The sequence below is a fragment of the Thermomonas sp. genome, from assembly GCF_019104945.1.
Taxonomy (GTDB): Bacteria; Pseudomonadota; Gammaproteobacteria; order Xanthomonadales; family Xanthomonadaceae; genus Thermomonas.
The window spans coordinates 46,947-65,343 of record NZ_JAHRWW010000019.1 but is presented as its reverse complement, the minus strand read 5'-3'; the positions used below and the strand labels follow the sequence as shown (position 1 = coordinate 65,343).

Sequence of the window (18,397 nt, the reverse complement as noted above, 5' to 3'; positions counted from 1 at the left end):
CCGCGCTAGAGTGCAGCTTTCGCCAGCGAGGCTGCACGTATGATCGACCTGTACTACTGGCCCACACCTAACGGCCACAAGATCACGCTGTTTCTGGAAGAAACCGGCCTGCCTTATACCGTCAGGCCGGTGAATATCGGTAAGGGTGAACAGTTTGCGCCTGACTTTCTAAAAGTCTCGCCCAACAACAAAATGCCCGCCATTGTGGATGCCAACCCGGCCGACGGTGGCGCGCCAATTTCTGTGTTTGAATCCGGCGCGATCTTGCGCTACCTCTCTGATAAAACTGGGCGCTTTACCGGCGTTGACGAAGACGCCGACGCCCGCACCGAATTACGCCAAGCGATTGAAACCGATGAATGGCTGTTCTGGCAGATGGCAGGGCTTGGCCCAATGACCGGGCAGTACGGCCACTTCCACGTGTACGCCCCGGAAGTGATTCCGTATGCACGCGAACGCTACCGCAACGAAACGCTGCGCCTGCTGGGCGTGCTAGATCGTCGCCTAGAGGGACGTGAATTTATCACCGGCAAGAATTACAGCATCGCCGATATGGCCTGCTACCCGTGGGTAGGCTCGTACACTTCCGCGCCGCTAGACCTTAGCCCGTTTACCCACATCTGCCGCTGGCGCGATGCGATTGCCGCGCGCCCCGCCACCCAGCGCGCTTATGCACTTGCAGCCAAGGTAAACCCTGACGCAGGCAAACCCATGACCGATGAACAAAAGAAGGTGCTGTTTGGGCAAGGCCCGCGCTAATGCAAAACCCCTCCTTCCTCATACTGTAGGAAGGAGGGGTACCTTACTTAAAACTGCGGCTTGATCTCAAACTCTTTCGGCGGTTCGGCGCCCAAGAGATTCTTCACGAAATAATCCCAGCGCCGACGCATAACGTAATTACTGTCAATACCAAAACCATGATGCGCGTGCGGCAGTAGCAGCAGATCAAAGTCTTTATTGGCCTTCATCAGGGCAGCCACTACCTGCAAGGTGGATTGCACCGGCACGTTATCGTCCATCAAACCGTGAATTAGATACAGCTTGCCTTTCAGGTTTTTGGCGATCGAAGCGTTATCTTGCCCGGTGTAATTGGTCTTGCCGTCGCCCTTATCTTCAAGCAAGCCGTGATAGCGCTCGCCCCAATCGTCTTCATAGGTGAGGTTGTCGTGATTGCCCGATTCGGCAATGCCCACCTTATAAATTTCAGGGTAGCGGAACATCGCCGTCGCGGTGGCATTACCGCCGCCAGAATGGCCCCACATGCCTGCACGCGTGGTATCAATCCATGCGTAGCGCGCGCCCAGTTCTTTCAGCGCGGCCACTTGGTCTGGCAGGGTGTTATCGGTCATATTGCCGTAATAGGCGTCTTGAAACGCCTTGCTGCGCAGCGGCGTACCCATACCATCCACCGCAATCACGATGAACCCCAACTCAGCCAAGGCTTGATGGTCGCCGTGCGCTGGGGTGAAACTGCGGCTGCGCACCGAGCCCACCTGCGGGCCGGGATAGATATAGGTGATGATCGGGTACTTCTTCTTGGCGTCGAAGTTGGACGGCTTGAACATCTGACCGTAGATATCGGTCTGGCCGTCGCGCCCCTTCACCGTGAACGACTCTGGCGCCACCCAGCCTGCGGCTTTTAGGCGCGACAAGTCGGCCTTCGCAACCGCCGCTACCTCTTTACCCTCCGCGCTGCGCACTACGGTTACTGGTGCGGTAGCAATTGTGGAATAGGTATCGACGAAATACTTGCCGTCTTCAGACACAGAGACCGCATGGTTGGCGTTTTCCGGCGTCAATAGCTGCACGTCGCCGCCATCCATGCCCACTTTGTAGAAATGCGCAAAATACGGATCGCGCCCGGTTTCACGCCCCACACCACTGATCCACAGCGTGCGGCCAGCAAGGTCCATACGCTCCAGCTTGGTGACGTTCCAATCACCATGGGTGATCTGACGCTTTTCCTTTCCGGTGGTGAGATCATGCAAGTACAAATGGCCCCAGTTGCTCTTCTGGCTAAACCACAGGAACTCCTTGCTCTCGGGCAGATAGCGCCACAGCACCGAGCTCAGCGTTGGCGCGCTTTGGTACTGCGTGGCCACGGTTTCAGTGAACACATCGCGCACCTTTCCGGTAGTGGCATCGGCGATGCGTAACGTGGCTGATTTGTGGCCGCGATCGGTGCTGACAAAGGCCAGTGTTTTACCGTCTTTCGCCCATTGCACGTCTTCCCAACCCTTGCTGCAGACGATGTCATCGCTGCAGGTGGAACGGTGTTGGTCGGCGGGCATCTGCAGGCGAATCAACTGCGGCTTGCTGCCGGAAAGATCCACAATGACACGCTCGATCACGGTCACGTCTTTATCGCCCGCAAACGGGTATTTCCACTGTTCAACCTTGGGTGCGCCCACATTGGTACCGACCATTGTCATGGTGCTGGTCTTGCGCTGGTCCTGCTGAAACGTGGCGATTTTTTTACCATCCGGCGACCACAGCACAATCGCGTTGTCGGTGTGCTTCCAACCGGCGTTATCGGTGGCGTAGCCGTAGTCGGTTTTACCGTCGAAGGTAAGCTGGGTTTCTTTGCCACTCGCCACATCGCGCAGCCATAGATTCCAGTCGCGCACGAAGGCTTCTTGCTTGCCATCGGGCGAGGCCGCACCGGGCTCTGGGCCACTCTTGGCATGGGTGACGGCGCCACAGCCACTATCGGTGCAGCGGAACGCATTGCCGCCGAAAAAACTGGTCAACAGAAGGCTGCCATCTGCATTTTGCGAGACCTGCAGCGGCGGCAGCTTATCGGCCTGCACCGGCTTGCCCTTGCCGCCAGCGGCAAGGTTCATTGCATCCGCCAGCGCCTGCGTTTTGAAGGCTGGTCGCGTTTTGCCCGTGGCGGGATCAAAGCGCAACACTTGGGTTTTACCCGCGGTGCTTTCGCGATACACCAAACTGCCGTCGCGCAGCCACTGTGCGCCGCTTACCGAATGGTCCACCAGCGGCATGGTGCGGTCGGCCAGCATCGACGCCGCGCGCGCGTAATCAGCCGTCGTCACCCCCTGCGCCATCGCACCGCCACTCACCAGCAACGCCCCCAGCAGCCAGGCTGCATTCGTATTCCTTGCCATTGCATCCTCATTCGTCCTCGTGCCCTGCGCACAATCTGCCGATCGTAACGCGCCACGCGGTGTTATGCCCGTGCCGTTAGTTAACGTCTAGCTGCTGCGCCCACGCACCGAGATTGGAGCGCAGCGCCCCTTTCAGTGCAGTTAGCGGAATTTCCACGTCCTGCGGGCCATCGGCATAAGACGCTACTTGGTAGGGGGCAAACTGAATCAGCAACGTATCGGAAAGCAGAATAAACGCATCGAAGTTGCTCCATTCTGGCCCCGCGCCGGTTTCGATCCATTTCGTATCACTCCCGCCATCGGCCAGCAATCTTTGCTTGAGCTCAGCAACGGTCAATGCGCTCAAGCGCTCCAATCCTTTGCGCCCATCAATGACTTGCTCAATGTCGAGCGGCTGCCCGTTCGGCAATAGAAAATTAAACGTCTTAAACCCGATATTGCCGTGCGCGCCGCCGGTGTATTCGCCCACAGTGAACAGTACCGAGAACATCTGCCGATCGTTTCGCGCGATGTTGTACTCGATATCCAGCGACCACCTGGCCTCATCGGGGTCGCCACTGCCGTCTTTGAAAGAATCGACTTGCTGCTTGACCCAGGCGGCAAGTGCCGCATCAATCGTGGGCTGCTGAGTTTGTGGATAGCCCACATCAATCGTCACACTGGCTGACTTTTCGGTAATTGTCTTTGTCTGTACGGGTAGCTCGGTGGCAAACACGCTCCCCGATACCCATAACAACACGCCACACAGCATCCAGTTCATTGCAGATTCCTTGGCCTCATCCTGTTAGAAGTGTACGCAAGCGGGGCTAATTCCCGGACGTCTTGGTATGATTAGGCCAATGTTTGCGCCCGCTTCCACCCCCACCGCCGCGCTTTCCGCACTGTGCATCGACTACCGCGACGCGCCACTTGCGGACGTGCTGCAAGACCCCCAACTACTGGCCGCATTTAGCTTCGGCCACGAAGCGGCGCGGGTCGATGATACGCGGCACGTGCAAGTTACACTTACCCCACTCACGGCCGCGCCACTCGAAGTTTGGCGGGTCAACGATCATGTGCAGCATGGCCAGCGCGATGGCATCGCCTTCAGTCACGGTAGCGGGCTGCAGTTCTGCGCCTTGGAACTTGCCGATACAGGCGATATTGAAACCGTTGCAGCTGAGGCGTACGCACGGTTTGAAGCGTGGCTATCAGAAAGCCTCTATGCGCGCCCGCTGCGCATTTGGAACTACCTCGACGCGATCACCGAAGGTGAGGGTGATGCCGAACGCTATCGGCGCTTTTGTGTGGGCCGCGCACGTGGCATTGGCCGCGCTCAGCACCCCCACGAACTGCCGGCCGCCACCGCCATCGGCCACGCCCAACGCAGCGGCCGCTTTCAGCTGTATTGGCTCGCCGCCACTACTCCGGGGACACCGCTAGAAAACCCGCGCCAAGTGCAGGCGTGGCGCTACCCGCGCCAATACGGCCCGCAGGCGCCGGGGTTTGCGCGTGCACTACTCCCCGCCTCCAGCAATATGCCGCTGCTGCTCTCCGGCACCGCCGCAGTAGTGGGCCATGCATCGCAGCACGATCACCAGCTCGAAGCCCAACTCGATGAAGTGCTCACCAACCTGCAAACGCTCATCAGTAGCGCGCGCACGCAGCGCCCCGCGCTCTCGCCCGCACTCGGCCAACGCACGCCCCTCAAGGTGTATGTGCGCGACGCTGCCGCCATGCCGCAGGTAGACGCACTACTTGCGCAGCGCCTGCCGGGTGTGCCGCGCATTGTGTTACATGGCCATGTCTGCCGCCGCGAGCTGCTGGTAGAAATCGACGGCTGCCACGTCTGACTTGCATCCCCTCTCGCCACAAGGCAATGTGCAACTTCACCCGCTAAGGACGCTGCGCACTATGGGAATTGTTAGCCTGATTTGGGGCATCTTGGCCCTGCTGTGGATGATCGTCGCCCTCATTCCCCTGCTGGGCTGGGGCAACTGGTTCATGATCCCGTTTGCGGTTGTGGGGCTGATCCTCTCGATCATTGCGATTGCCACCAATAAAGGCCGCATCACCGGCATCATTGGCTTGATTCTCAACGGCTTTGCCATCGGCATCGGCACTATTCGCCTCTTGCTGGGCGGCGGCATCCTCTAAAAATCACGCGCACGGGCGTAAAATGCCCGCATGAGCTACCAAATCCCCGTTCGCCCGCGGCGTATGCGCCGCGATGAGTTCTCGCGCCGGATGATGCGCGAGCATGTATTCACCGCCAACGACCTGATCTATCCGGTCTTCGTGCACGAAGAACAAGGCCGCGCACCGGTCGGCTCAATGCCAGGCGTGGAGCGGCTTTCCATCGACGAACTGTTGAAGGTGGGCGAACAGGCGCTGGAGCTGGGCGTGCCGGTGCTCGACCTATTCGGCGTGCCCGATCCCGCCGCTAAGACCGCCGATGGCCGCATCGCCTGGGACGAGGACGGCATCATCCCGCGCGCCATTCGCGCGCTGAAGTCGCGCTTCCCAGAACTGGGTGTGATGAGCGACCAAGCACTGGACCCGTACACCACCCACGGCCAAGACGGGCTGATCGACGACACCGGCTACATTCTCAATGACGAGACCATCGAGGCGCTGATCAAACAATCACTGGCGCATGCCGCCGCAGGCGTGGACGTGCTCTCGCCTTCCGACATGATGGATGGCCGCATTGGCATGATCCGCAATGCGCTGGAAGCCAACGGCTTTATCCATACCAAGATCATGGCCTACAGCGCCAAATACGCCAGCAGCTTCTACGGCCCGTTCCGCAGCGCGGTGGGCAGCGCGGGCAATCTTGGCAAGGGTAATAAATACACCTACCAAATGGACCCGGCCAATTCCGATGAAGCCCTGCACGAGGTCGCGCTGGACCTAGCCGAAGGCGCCGACATGGTGATGGTCAAGCCCGGCCTGCCGTACCTAGACGTGCTGTACCGGGTCAAGCAGCACTTCAAGCGGCCCACCTATGCCTATCAGGTCAGTGGCGAGTACGCGATGATCAAGGCCGCCGCCGCCAATGGCTGGATCGACGAAAAAATGGTGGCGATGGAAGCACTGACCGCGTTCAAGCGTGCCGGGGCCGACGGCGTTCTCACCTATTTCGCACTCGATGCGGCAAGATGGTTGAAAGCCTAAATTTTGGAGGGACTGCGCATGAAGCACTACGCCGTTTTTGGAAGCCCAATCTCGCATTCGCAGTCCCCCCATATCCACACCGCGTTTGCCAAACAAACAGGCATCGCGATGAAGTACACGGCCATCGAAGCTGACCCAGACAGCTTTCCAAGCCTGCTTGCCGAAAGCGGTGTGGACGGCGCGAACGTCACCCTGCCCCTGAAGGAAAACGCCTTCGCCCTGTGCGGCAACAGCCTCAGCGCGCGCGCGCAACGCGCCGGTGCCGTCAACACCTTAATCCGCGATGGCGATAACTGGCGCGGCGACAATACCGATGGTCTTGGCCTGGTCCGCGACCTCACCGAGCGCCATGGCCTCGACCTGCGCCAGCGCCGCGTGTTGCTGCTGGGTGCGGGTGGTGCTGCACGCGGCGTCGCCCCCGCGCTTCTAGATGCGGGTATTCGTGAAATGGTCGTGGTGAACCGCACCCCCGCGCGCGCCGACGCGCTGATGGACGCCATGGGTGAGCCGGGCCGCGTGCACGCACGCAACTGGGATTCGCTGCCTACCTTGGGTGGCTTCGACCTACTCATCAATGCCACCTCCGCCAGCCGCAGCGGCCAACTACTGGAGCTGCCCATGGCCTTGGCCGCACCGCGCAGCGATGCAGTAGACCTCAGCTATGGCGAAGCCGCTGTCGGCTTCCTTGCGTGGGCGCGTGCCGCACGTTGCCACAAAACCGTGGACGGCCTTGGCATGTTGGTAGAACAAGCCGCCGAAAGCTTCCGCCTGTGGCACGGCGTGCGGCCTGAAACCGACGCGGTGTACGCCGAGCTGGCCGCGCGCTCCGCCGCGCTGTTTACCGCCGACTAAGCACTACGCGCCGCTGAGGTATTCATCCTTCAGCCGCACATAGTGCTTGGCGCTGTAATACAGCCCCTCAATTTCCGCTGCCGAAAGATCGCGCAGCTTTTTCGCTGGGTTACCCACCCAAAGCTCGCCTTCGCCCACCACCTTGCCCGGCGAAACCACCGCACCCGCGCCCACAAAGCCGTGCTTCTTCACCACAGCGCCGTCGAGGATGATCGCGCCCATGCCAATCAGCACGGCGTCTTCAATGGTGCAGGCGTGGATGATCGCCTTATGGCCAATGGTGACATCGCTGCCGATGCGCGTGGCAAACCCGCCCAGCTTGGCATGCGGGCCGTCGTGGCTGACATGGATCACAGTGCCGTCTTGGATATTGGTGCGGTCACCAATACGGATGAAATTGACGTCGCCGCGAATCACCGTGAGCGGCCACACCGAGACATCATCCCCCAGCACCACATCGCCGATGACGGCAGACAGAGGATCGATATAGTTGCGTTGGCCCAGCGTGGGGCGCACGTTGCGATAAGGTCGAATATTCATGCACTAGATTCTACCGCCAGACGTACTACACTGCGGCGTATGGACATGACCGCCGATACCTTACCCGCCGACCTTCGTCCCACCCTCGACCGCCTGCGCAGCGCATGGCAGGCGAATAAGCCGAGTTACGCGCAGCGCCGCAGCGACTTACAACGCTTACGCGACGTGCTCAAACGGCGTTTGGACGAAATGGCGCGCACCATTGCCGCCGACTTCGACCACCGTTCGCTGGACGAAAGCCGCATCGCCGACGGCATGGCCACCCTCAACGAAATCGACCACCTCATCAAACACCTGCGGCGCTGGATGAAACCCCGCAACGTGGGCGTGGGCTGGCGCTTCATGCCCGGCCGCGCACAGATCCGCCCAGTGCCGCTGGGCGTGGTGGGGATTATTGCGCCGTGGAACTACCCGGTGAATCTCGCATTGATTCCACTCGCTACCGCCATTGCTGCGGGTAACCACGTGTATCTGAAACCATCGGAACACACCCCGCGCACCAGTGTGTTCCTGCGCGACCTACTCGCCGAAGTCTTCCCCACAAACCGTGTGGCGGTGGCTACTGGCGGCCCTGAAGTCGGCGCGGCGTTCTCCGCGCTGCCGTTCGACCATCTCATTTTTACCGGCTCCACCGCCGTAGGCCGCAAGGTCATGGCCGCCGCTGCTCCCAACCTCACCCCAGTCACGCTGGAGTTGGGCGGAAAATCGCCGGTGCTCATTTGCGACGATTACCCCGTTGAAAAAGCCGCCGCGCGTATTGCAACTGGCAAATGGTTCAACTGCGGGCAGACCTGCATCGCCCCCGATTACGTGCTGGTACCGGCGAGCAAACGCGATGCGTTTATTGAGGCACTACGCAGCGAAGTACACGCCCGTTACGGCAACGATTTCTCCAACCTTGACGATTACACCCGCGTGGTCAACCAGGGGCAATTCGATCGCCTGCAAAGTTATTTAGACGATGCCCAGCAGCGCGGCCTGCAGGTGGTCACGCTCGCGGGTAGCACCAATGCCCAGCAGCGCCTGCTACCGCCCACGGTGGTGCTTGAACCCGGCGACGATGCCAAGATCATGCAGGATGAAATTTTTGGCCCATTGCTGCCGGTGAAGTCGTATCAATCATTGGACGAAGCCATCGCCTATATCAACAGCCATGATCGACCTTTGGCGCTGTATCCGTTTAGCTATCACAGCGCGACGATTGAAAAAATTCTGCACGAGACCATCGCCGGTGGCGTGTCCGTCAACGACACACTGTTTCACAACGCAATCAACAACCTGCCATTCGGCGGCGTCGGTGCCAGCGGCATGGGCGCCTATCACAGCCAAATTGGCTTCGACACGCTCAGCAAACTGCTGCCGGTGTTCTGGCAGGCCAAGCGCACTGGCGGTGACTTTTTGAAACCGCCGTACAGCAAGGCCAAATGGTTGCTTGACATCATTATTCGCTAATAAATTCACTGCCTGCACGCGGGCCACGTAAAATGGCCCGTATGCAAGAGCAGCAGCCCCTTCTGGATTACGCGGCGCTGGCCGCAGACATCAAGCGCTGGGCCAGTGATTTTGGGTTTGAAGATCTCGGCATTACCGACCTCGATTTGAGTGAGGCCGAAGTGGGCCTGCATGAATATCTAGATGCGGGTCATCACGGCAGCATGCAGTGGCTGGAAGAGCGCGCGCATATGCGTACCCACCCAGACACCCTGCACCCTGGCGCCATTCGCGCCATTTGCGTGAGCATGAATTTCGCCCAAGCCAATATCAAACAAGCGTGGGACGTGATTCATGATGACCAGAAAGGCTATATCTCGCGCTATGCGCTGGGCCGTGATTACCACAAGGTGATGCGCAAGCGTCTGCAAAAATTTGCCGACCACATTCAATCTGTGATCGGGCCATTTGGCTATCGCGCATTTTGTGACTCCGCACCGATTATGGAAAAACCGCTGGCGCAAAAGGCCGGGCTCGGCTGGCGCGGCAAACACACGCTCACCATGTCGCGCGGCGCAGGTTCGTATTTTTTTCTCGGCGAGATTCTGACCGACCTACCACTGCCCATCGACGCGCCCGTCAGCGACCACTGCGGCACCTGCACGCGCTGCATCACCGCCTGCCCCACTGGCGCGATTGTGGCCCCGTACAAACTCGACGCACGCCGCTGTATTGCCTATCTCACTATCGAGCATAAAGGCAGCATTGATCTGGAGCTGCGCCCATTGATGGGTAACCGCATCTTCGGCTGTGACGACTGCCAGTTGGTATGCCCGTGGAATAAATACGCGCAGATCACCATGGAAGCCGACTTCGCCCCGCGCAACGGGCTAGAAGGCCCGCAACTGGCCGATCTGTTTGCTTGGGACGAAGAGACTTATCTGAGTAAAACCGAAGGCATGTCGGTGCGTCGCGCGGGCTATGAAAGCTGGCTGCGGAATATCGCCATTGCGCTGGGCAATGCCGCCTACTCCCCAGCCGTCATCGAAGCCTTAAACACCCGCATCAACGACCCATCCGCCATCGTGCGCGAACATGTGCAGTGGGCACTCGCGCAGCAGCAGGGCAAACGCCGCTAAATTAAACGGTTACCACTCTACCTCGGCCATCGAGCAGTTCAGGCCCGAGCCGATACCCAGCAGCGCCACGCGGCTGCCCTTCTTCAAGCGGCCCATTTCGCGCAATTTGGAGAGCACAATCGGCACGCTCGCAGGGCCGATATTGCCGTGCTCACCAAAGATCGTCATCACCTTGCGCGGGTCGATGCCCATGGCCTTGGTGAAAGCAGCGGTGTGCACTTTGCTGACTTGGTGGATCACGAACTCATCAAGCTCCGAGGTGACCCAACCCAGCTTCTGCTTAGCCACTTCAAAGGTCTTGCTGGCAAGTTTCACGCCCTCGATCAGCAGCATGCGGGTGTCGGTGATCATGCCGTCGAGGTTGCCACGGCAGAGCTTATTCCACTCGGTGGCCGCCCGCGTTACACCGCCCTTGTAGCGCGGTGCACCGGGGGCCAGTTCAGCGCGCGCCAACACCATCGCGGCGGCACCCGAGCCCAGAGTCAGTGTGGCCATTTCGCGGCGGAAGTCGTCTTCGGTGACGTCGTCGCGCAGCATGCGCTCCAGCGTTTTTTCATAGGCCATATTGGCGGTTTCACCGTCCACCACCAATGCGTATTCAATCTCACCACGCTCGATCATGCGGCTAGCGATGTCCATGCCGTTGATAAAGGCAAGGCAGGCATTGGCAATATCAAAATTTTGGCAGGTATCTGGCAGGCCGAGATTGCCCGACACGATCGACGCGGTGGACGGCTCTAAATAGTCGCGGCTCACCGAGGTATTTACCAGCAGGCCCACTTTGTTCGGGTCGATGCCCGCATCGGCCAGCGCCTTGACACCCGCAAGTGTTGCGGCGTCGGAGGCCTGCACGTTGTCGTCCCACAGGCGGCGCTCGTGTACACCCGCGATATCGCCAAGCACGTCCGCGCGGATGCCAAGACGCTCCAACGTGGGCCGCAGGCGCGCATTGATTTCTTCCGAAGACAGGCGACGCGGCGCATCGATATGCGCAAGACCGGCAATGGCAACTCGTTGGAACAACATGGGGGCGTACTCAGACAGGCACCAAACGGGTGCCGGAACTGCTAAGGATAGCGCGTTACGCTGTTATTCGCAGATGAATGGGCGTTTTTGCGGCAAAATCCCGGTTTTAGCCTCCTCTTTCACGCCCCAAACCACTATTGGCAACGCCACATCGCCCAACGCTGCGCGCCCTCTTTCGGCTCCCCCATTGGGCTGATGCGGTTCGCGCTCAGGCCGGGGGCTTCATTGCGTGCCAGTGTTTCCAGCTCATCGCGTACACGCGCATCGTTGCGTTCGTAAAAGCCCACTTTATGGGTAATCGACACTTCCACTTCACCGCGTTTTTCGCAGTTTGTCGGCGCGGCCGCCAGGACTTTGACTTGCTTCGCACCCGGCGCCATTTTGACGAAGGTGCAGGCCGGAAGCCCCACCACCAAGACGGCCACGCAGGACGCAATCAGTAAACGCATGCACTCTCTCCCAACAAAACGTATGTTTCTAAAAAAATTCAGGCGCGCCGGATTGTGCCCCGGCGCGCCTGAATTCACCACATCAAGACAAATTACTTCTTCTCAACCGGCTGGCCGTCGGCATTGATGATGGTGACCTCCCCAAGGTTCAACGCACGCACCGGCGCTTCGGTCTTGGACAGATCCCCCACCACCAACCAGGTGAGGTTGGAGGCATCCAGCGCCTTCGCCGCGGCATTGACTTGCGCCGGGGTCATCGCTTCGATCTCGGCCTTGCGGGCCAGCACATAGTTGTCCGGACGGCCATACAGCACGTTGCTGGCGATGGTGTTCATCACCGCCGACGCGGTTTCATAGGCTCCGGGCAGGGTCAAGGTGAGCACTTTCTTCATGCCCGCCACTTCTTCTGCGCTGGCCGGACGCTTACCGCTGGCGTAGTCGCTGATTTCGCGCTGCACTTCTGCGGCCGACTCGCCGGTTTTGTCGATCTGCACCGGCGCAAAGGCGTTCCACAGGCGCTGCCCCAGCGCACTACCGGCACCGGTACGGGCGCCATACGACCAGTGCTTGTCTTCACGCAGGTTCATATTGAGGCGTGCGGTGAAGTCACCACCGATCACCATATTGGCCATGTCGTATTCGACAGTCTTCGGGTCCTTGCTGGAGGGCAGTAGCTTGGACGCCACGATCGTGGCCTGCACGGCGCCCGGCTGATCCATCAAGAACACGCGTGCTTTTGACTGCGCCGCAACCTGCGGAATGGCCGCCGCGGTATCGGCCTTGGCGTTCACCTTCCAGCTGCCAAAGTTCTTTTCCAGCAGTGGCAGGATGTCCTTCAGTGTGGTGTCACCAACAACCACCAACGTAGCGTCCTGTGGGCGCAGGGCAGTGCCATGCCAGTTCTTGATATCGGCTTGAGTGAAGCTGGCTACCGTTGCCTCGGTGCCATTGCTGGGGTTGGCGTAGGGGTGGCTTGCGCCATACACCAGACCCGGCAAGATGCGGCCAATCGCGGCATTCGGGTTGGCCTTCTGCTGCTTAATGCCGGCGATGGTCTGGCCGCGCACGCGCTCAATATCGGCCTGCTCAAAACGCGGCTTGCGCAGCATGTCGGCATACAGCGCCACCGATGGCGCTAGGTTTTGCTTCAGTGCCGACAAATACACGCTGCTGCTGTCTTGGCTAGCCCCTGCACCCAGCTGCGCGCCCAGCGATTCGGCCTTATCAGCAAAGGCCAATGCATCAAGGTCGCCCGCACCTTCATCGAGCAGGCTCATGGCGAAATTGGCCATACCCGGCTTGCTGGCCGAGGCGCCGCCACGGAATTCATAGCTCATCTGCACCACCGGAATATCGTGACGCTCGGCCAGCACCACCTTGGTGCCATTGCTCAGCGTCGCGTGCTGTTGGTTGGGGAAGACGAGGTTCGGGAACGAGGTAGGCATCGGCACGCCGGTCTTGCGGTCCACCGTGCTGGCGGTGGTGGTGTATTTGGCGTCGGCCTTCGGCAGGGTGAACGGTGCGGGCTTCACCGACGGATCTTCCGCCAAGGCCACGCGCGCACCCGGGTTTACCACCAAGGTGTGGCTACCCTTGCCAGCGCCCAGCCAAGTATTGCCCGTGGCGCGTACAGAATCTGCCGTCGCCTCTGCCAACACCTTCAAACTGTCACGGAAGCAACCGGGGTTGCCCACGAACACCGCGCACTCAGCCAGTGCGTCGGCTTTGCCGCCGAAGCCGCCAATGCGCTCCACGCCACGCACAAACCCGGCGTTGATGCCGGTCTTCGCGCGCGCCAGTTCATCGGTACTGGGGCCGTCTTTCAGCAATTTGGCGAGTTCTTCATCAATCGCGGCTTCTACCTTAGCCACGTCCACGCCCTGCTTAATCGCAGCGGTAATGATGAAATTGCTGCTGAGCTGCGAACCACTGACGCCCACGCTGACGTTGTCCACCAGCTTGTCTTGATGCACAAGGCGCTTATCGAGGCGCGACGACTTGCCGCCACCCAGCACCTGCGCGAACAGCTGCAGGCGATCGAGATCCGGCTGGCCATATTCGGCCACGTTCCACAGGCGATAAATACGCGACTGCGGCACGGTGTCGGTCATCTCGCTGCGGGTATTGCTGGTGTGCGCGGCCACGTCCACCTTCGGCTGCGCCATGGTGGGGCTGGCCGGAATATCGCCGAAATACTTCGCCACCTTTTCTTTGGCCGTGGCCAGATCAATATCACCGGCCAGCACCAGCACCGCGTTGTTGGGGCCGTACCAGGTCTTGAACCAAGTTTTCACGTCGTCCAGCGAGGCGGCGTTGAGGTCGTTCATCGAACCGATGGTGCTGTGGTGGTACGGGTGACCGGCCGGATACATAACCTTGCCCAGCTCATCCCACACCTGGCCGTAGGGCTGGTTTTCACCTTGACGCTTCTCGTTTTGCACCACGCCGCGCTGCTCATCCAGCGTCTTTTGGTCGATCGCACCGAGCAAGTGGCCCATGCGGTCGGACTCCATCCACAGCGCGGTGTCGAGCGCGGTGGTGGGCACGTTTTCGAAATAATTGGTGCGGTCGGAATTGGTGGTGCCGTTCTGGTTGGTGGCGCCAATTTCCTTGAACGGAGCGAAGAATTCACCCGGCGCGTTTTCGCTGCCGTTGAACATCAGGTGTTCGAACAAATGCGCAAAGCCGGTACGCCCGGCCGGTTCGTCCTTGCTGCCCACGTGATACCACACGTTCACCGCCACGATGGGGGCTTTGCGGTCGGTGTGCACCACCACGCGCAGGCCATTGGGAAGGGTGAAGGTTTCATACGGGATATCCACGCTGGGCACATTTGCCGCCTGCGCCGTGGGGGCAAACGTGCCCATGGACAGTGCAGTAGCAAGCGCCAGCGCGAGCGCGGCGGGACGAGCAACGGTCATAAGAACTCCTTGTCAGTTGACACAACGAAACGTGAACTGCCAATGATAGACCCTATCAATGGGTGACGCACTAGGGCATTTGTCACCCCGTGCCGACACGCCTATTCATATTTTCCCGCGCAAGCGGAAGCCGGCTTGGCCGAAATCGCTGCTTATGACTTTTTCCTTCCCGGGAGCTGGCGCGTTCCCAGTTGTTTGGCGCTCAAGCGACTCACCACGGGCTTTCCTGTGCTTTTTTCCAACTGCTGGCGGGCGGCTTTGGCGGTTTTGGCGCCTTCCTTGGCAACTTCGGCACTGGCGTCGAAACCTTGCGGGTTGCGCACCAGTGAAATGTCGGTGGCCGCCACCTCGGCCAGCATGTTCAACACCAGCTCGGTGTTGGTCATGTTGTCGCGCAGGTTTTCCTGCTTCAGCCCTTTGTGCTGCTTGTACTGCCGGGTGGTCATGCCCGCCCAAGTCTTGCTCATCAAGTCAGTCAACGCGGCGTACTCCTGCCCCTTCTGAACGCCGGACTTGTCCCACTCGTCGGTCAGTGCCTTGCGCACTTCGATGGACTTGATGCGCTGGTTGATCCAATGTTCGCTGTAACCCAAGCGCCGGTAGTTCTGGATGGCGCGGTCGATGGACTGCTCCGGATCCACGGTTTCGTCCAGGCGCTCGCTGCCTACCTGCGCCAGCCACAACTTGAAGGGTTCGGCGCGTTTGCTGGGGATGGACTGGATCAGCCGCAGAATTTGCGCAGTGTCGGCGACATCGGTCTGCCGCAACTTGCCGTCTGCTGCGCGCAGCTTCAAACCGTGACAACTTGTCACGGTTTCATTGCCTTCCGCCTTCAGGCGTTGCTTCAGCTTGCGCCAGTAGGCGGGTGCATCCACGCTGTCCGTCAGGACAGCCACCACATCCACGATGACGAACCACCATTTTTCCTTGTCCGCATCCCATTCGGCGCGGACCTGTTGCGATTCGAAAAGCTTGATTTTGCCCTTCGTATCGGTCATGGGCTTTTCCTTTCCATCGTAGTCAGCTCGGCCACCGTCATTGGGGGAAATGTTTTGACCGGGGTGAAGATTTCCCAGTGGTCGGCGACGCGTTGTTTGGATTTTACTAGGCTCATTGTTCCGCAATTCAAAGTCCAAGTGAATCATGACACTCGCTGCAGCAAGAGTAGATGTGTTCGAATATGCCGACCGTTATTGCAACGCTAGAACACGACACACCTGTGGACACTTCCGCCCCCCTCTTCAGCATCCACGTTATCCTTTATCAGCCTGAAATCCCCCCCAACACCGGCAATGTAATCCGGTTGTGCGCCAATACCGGTGCGCAGCTGCATCTGGTGCGGCCGCTGGGTTTTGAGATTGACGATAAACACCTCCGCCGCGCTGGGCTGGATTACCACGAATACGCTGCGATGCAGGTGCACGACAGCCTCGACGCTGCGCTTGCCGCCATTACCGCCACCGAAGGCGCTGCGCCGCGTGTGTTTGCGCTCTCCACCCGCGGCCGCGTGCGCTACGACACCCCTGTCTACCGCAGTGGCGATACGTTTTTATTTGGCAGCGAAACCGCAGGCCTGCCCGCCGAGGTGTTTGCGCGCATCCCTGAAGAGCAGCGCCTGCGTCTACCGATGCGCCCAGACAATCGCAGCATCAACCTCTCCAACACCGTGGCGGTGATGGTGTTTGAGGCGTGGCGGCAGGCGGGGTTTGCGGGCGGCGCTTAGCGCACCACCTGCGTAAAGCTCACTCCACCAAATTGATATCGCGAATAATTTTCCCGTTATCCAGATTGATGTCGAGCAGCTGCGACGCATTGGCTACCTGTAGGTTTCCATCGCGCAGGGCAAACTGCTCTTCATCAAAACGCCCAGCCCAATCACCCTTCCGCTGCGGCAATGGTATTGTCCAACGGGTGCGCAGGGTTTTTATATCTACCAGCGACAACTGCTTGTACTGCCCGCTATCCTTACTTGTTTTGGCCAGCACCAAAATACCGTCTTTGATCAGTGTGGCGCTCTGAGAATCGTCTTGTTCATCCCATACCACCTTTAGAAACGCGGGGTCGAGAAAATCATCCTGCGAGCGCGGCGCTTGATCGCCATAGCCTTGGGTGATGTAACGCCGCCCATCGCCCTGCTCACTCAAGCCTTCCGGCAACCGGCCTTGTTTTTGTTGGATGGAAATTGTGCTTTTTACATCAAATTTTCCTGTAACAAACGTTGCAACGCCGGTGTTTGGGTCAAGCTGATATTTGCGCCCATCACTGCCTTCAAACACCATCGCATCGGGCTTAGCCGCATTTCTATAAAAGTTCTGAGCATTGAGCGCGCCTGCCAGCGCAGGGTTGCGCTCACTTAGCTGCTCGCTACTGAGCACCTCTGGCGTTGCACTCATCGACACCAGCATGGGAGGCGTTGATTTCCCTTTTCCGTTGCTACACAGCAGCGCCACATGCGTGTCATTCACTGCCCCGATTCTTGGGTAACGGCACCCACTGAACTTCAGTTTTATCGGCTTATCCAGCAGTTTTTGCCCTGCTTGGGTATCGATCAATTGTAAATAGTAGGTAGCAACCCCGTTGCTGACGCTTCGCCCACCCGTACGCTGGTATGAAAACACAAACACGCTCATGTAGATGTAGGCGTAGTGCTTTCCGCTAGCGCTAAACTGACCATCAAATACTTTCGGCTCTTGGCGCCCAATTGCCGAGCAGGAAGCAAGCAGCACACCGCCCAAAAGCAGCCACGCGCTACGTTGCCACTGAATCCATTTTGACATAACGCCACCCCAGCCTTGTTCTCAGCTAGGTATACGCGTAATGCTAAAAAACCCGGAAATGCTGCTGCAGCTGGCGCTCTAATTGCTCGATCAGTACAGGCTTCACCGCGTCGATGGAGGTTGGCCCACCGAGATCGGCCAGCGCCACCACCTTCAGCCCGGCATAGCCGCAGGGGTTGATCCGCGCAAACGGCGGCAAGCATTCATTGGTGATATTGAAGGCAAGGCCGTGGAAGCAGCGGCCGCGCCGCACGCGGATGCCTAGCGAGGCGATTTTCGCGCCATTGACATAAACCCCCGGCGCACCCTCTTTACGCGCCGCACCGATATTCCATTCGTCCAAAGTATCGATGACTGCCTGCTCAATTTTGCAGACGTAGTCACGCACGCCGATTTTGAGCCGCTTCAAATCCAGCAGCGGATAGGCCACCAGTTGGCCGGGGCCGTGGTAGGTCACTTGCCCGCCGCGATCAACATGGACCACCGGGATATCGCCCGGCATCAGCACGTGCTCGGGTTTGCCCGCTTGGCCCAGGGTGAACACCGGCGCGTGCTCTACCAGCCATAGCTCGTCTAGCGTGTGTTCATCGCGATCATCGGTAAACGCTTGCATGGCATGCCATACCGGCGTGTAAGGCGCATGGCCAAGATCACGCAGCACACCTTCACGGTGCTGCTGCGGTTTGTCTTCAAGGGAACACGCGGTTTTTACAGCGTCCACTTCACTTCCGGGTGGTCGCGCAGGGCTTGGTGTGCGCGGTCGTATTCTTCCCGTGATTTGGCGCGAAATTGAATCCGCACGGATACGTACTTGCCGCTGGACGAATGCCGCCACGTCACCGATTCATGCACGACGTCAATGCCCTCCGCGAGCAGGTGCTGCGGAAGGTCGGTTTCCAGATGCTGATCGGCCGATCCCATTGCCGACAGCTCGAAGGTGCCGGGAAACTGGAAACCGTGATCCGGGTTATCGGAATGGAT

18 protein-coding genes are annotated in these 18,397 nt (G+C 59.4%); 8 read left to right on the top strand and 10 right to left on the bottom strand.

Annotated features, from left to right (window positions below; translation table 11 throughout):
* The first annotated feature begins 39 nt into the window (after positions 1-39).
* Complete coding sequence (locus KUL77_RS05645; RefSeq protein WP_297144323.1) at positions 40-759, top strand: glutathione S-transferase N-terminal domain-containing protein; 720 nt, start codon at positions 40-42, stop codon at positions 757-759.
* A gap of 47 nt (positions 760-806) precedes the next feature.
* Here the strand turns inward: KUL77_RS05645 and KUL77_RS05640 are convergent, their stop codons facing one another.
* Together KUL77_RS05640 and KUL77_RS05635 are read right to left on the bottom strand one after the other, a co-directional pair.
* Positions 807-3,125 carry a S9 family peptidase gene (locus KUL77_RS05640; protein WP_297144322.1) on the bottom strand — a complete coding sequence of 773 codons (2,319 nt, stop codon included), beginning with the start codon at positions 3,123-3,125 and terminating at the stop codon, positions 807-809.
* A 76-nt stretch (positions 3,126-3,201) separates the two neighbouring features.
* Complete coding sequence (locus tag KUL77_RS05635; protein WP_297144321.1) at positions 3,202-3,885, bottom strand: DUF3298 and DUF4163 domain-containing protein; 684 nt, start codon at positions 3,883-3,885, stop codon at positions 3,202-3,204.
* A 79-nt stretch (positions 3,886-3,964) separates the two neighbouring features.
* On the opposite strand from KUL77_RS05635, the gene KUL77_RS05630 reads away from it, so the two are divergent.
* From KUL77_RS05630 to aroE, 4 genes are all read left to right on the top strand, one after another.
* Positions 3,965-4,957 carry a pteridine-dependent deoxygenase gene (locus tag KUL77_RS05630; RefSeq protein ID WP_297144320.1) on the top strand — a complete coding sequence of 331 codons (993 nt, stop codon included), beginning with the start codon at positions 3,965-3,967 and terminating at the stop codon, positions 4,955-4,957.
* Between the two features lie 61 nt (positions 4,958-5,018).
* Positions 5,019-5,261 carry a hypothetical protein gene (locus tag KUL77_RS05625; protein ID WP_297144319.1) on the top strand — a complete coding sequence of 81 codons (243 nt, stop codon included), beginning with the start codon at positions 5,019-5,021 and terminating at the stop codon, positions 5,259-5,261.
* Between the two features lie 30 nt (positions 5,262-5,291).
* A complete protein-coding gene (gene hemB / locus KUL77_RS05620) occupies positions 5,292-6,281 on the top strand; it encodes a porphobilinogen synthase (protein ID WP_297144318.1) in 990 nt (329 codons plus the stop codon).
* A 12-nt stretch (positions 6,282-6,293) separates the two neighbouring features.
* Positions 6,294-7,133: a shikimate dehydrogenase gene (gene aroE / locus KUL77_RS05615; protein ID WP_297144360.1), complete on the top strand. Its 840-nt coding sequence runs from the start codon at positions 6,294-6,296 to the stop codon at positions 7,131-7,133.
* A gap of 3 nt (positions 7,134-7,136) precedes the next feature.
* Here aroE and KUL77_RS05610 read toward each other — a convergent pair whose 3' ends face one another.
* Positions 7,137-7,673, bottom strand: a complete 537-nt coding sequence (locus KUL77_RS05610; RefSeq protein ID WP_297144317.1) for a gamma carbonic anhydrase family protein — start codon at positions 7,671-7,673, stop codon at positions 7,137-7,139.
* A 45-nt stretch (positions 7,674-7,718) separates the two neighbouring features.
* Here KUL77_RS05610 and KUL77_RS05605 point away from each other — a divergent pair, with 45 nt between their 5' ends.
* On the top strand, positions 7,719-9,125 hold the full coding sequence (locus KUL77_RS05605) for a coniferyl aldehyde dehydrogenase (RefSeq protein ID WP_297144316.1): 1,407 nt from the start codon (positions 7,719-7,721) through the stop codon (positions 9,123-9,125).
* A 32-nt stretch (positions 9,126-9,157) separates the two neighbouring features.
* Positions 9,158-10,243 carry a tRNA epoxyqueuosine(34) reductase QueG gene (gene queG / locus KUL77_RS05600; RefSeq protein ID WP_343231536.1) on the top strand — a complete coding sequence of 362 codons (1,086 nt, stop codon included), beginning with the start codon at positions 9,158-9,160 and terminating at the stop codon, positions 10,241-10,243.
* 9 nt (positions 10,244-10,252) lie between these two features.
* Here the strand turns inward: queG and KUL77_RS05595 are convergent, their stop codons facing one another.
* From KUL77_RS05595 to KUL77_RS05580, 4 genes are all read right to left on the bottom strand, one after another.
* Complete coding sequence (locus tag KUL77_RS05595) at positions 10,253-11,269, bottom strand: 3-oxoacyl-ACP synthase III (protein WP_297144315.1); 1,017 nt, start codon at positions 11,267-11,269, stop codon at positions 10,253-10,255.
* 134 nt (positions 11,270-11,403) lie between these two features.
* Entirely contained in the window at positions 11,404-11,718 is a 315-nt protein-coding gene (locus tag KUL77_RS05590; RefSeq protein ID WP_297144314.1) for a DUF4156 domain-containing protein, read from the bottom strand.
* 92 nt (positions 11,719-11,810) lie between these two features.
* Positions 11,811-14,639: a pitrilysin family protein gene (locus KUL77_RS05585; RefSeq protein WP_297144313.1), complete on the bottom strand. Its 2,829-nt coding sequence runs from the start codon at positions 14,637-14,639 to the stop codon at positions 11,811-11,813.
* 152 nt (positions 14,640-14,791) lie between these two features.
* Positions 14,792-15,637 carry a Bro-N domain-containing protein gene (locus tag KUL77_RS05580; protein WP_297144312.1) on the bottom strand — a complete coding sequence of 282 codons (846 nt, stop codon included), beginning with the start codon at positions 15,635-15,637 and terminating at the stop codon, positions 14,792-14,794.
* 182 nt (positions 15,638-15,819) lie between these two features.
* Between KUL77_RS05580 and KUL77_RS05575 the strand changes: the two genes are divergently transcribed.
* Positions 15,820-16,362 (top strand): tRNA (cytidine(34)-2'-O)-methyltransferase, encoded by a 543-nt coding sequence (locus KUL77_RS05575; protein WP_297144311.1) that lies wholly within the window; start codon positions 15,820-15,822, stop codon positions 16,360-16,362.
* A gap of 19 nt (positions 16,363-16,381) precedes the next feature.
* Here KUL77_RS05575 and KUL77_RS05570 read toward each other — a convergent pair whose 3' ends face one another.
* Genes KUL77_RS05570 through KUL77_RS05560 form a run of 3 tightly spaced genes read right to left on the bottom strand, consistent with a single transcriptional unit; the run spans position 16,382 to position 18,397 of the window.
* On the bottom strand, positions 16,382-17,416 hold the full coding sequence (locus KUL77_RS05570) for a hypothetical protein (RefSeq protein WP_297144310.1): 1,035 nt from the start codon (positions 17,414-17,416) through the stop codon (positions 16,382-16,384).
* Positions 17,417-17,459: 43 nt separating this feature from the next.
* The gene (gene lipB / locus KUL77_RS05565; protein ID WP_297144356.1) at positions 17,460-18,077 is read right to left on the bottom strand and encodes a lipoyl(octanoyl) transferase LipB; all 618 of its coding nucleotides are present in this window, start codon (positions 18,075-18,077) and stop codon (positions 17,460-17,462) included.
* Between the two features lie 47 nt (positions 18,078-18,124).
* On the bottom strand, positions 18,125-18,397 hold the full coding sequence (locus KUL77_RS05560; protein ID WP_297144354.1) for a DUF493 family protein: 273 nt from the start codon (positions 18,395-18,397) through the stop codon (positions 18,125-18,127).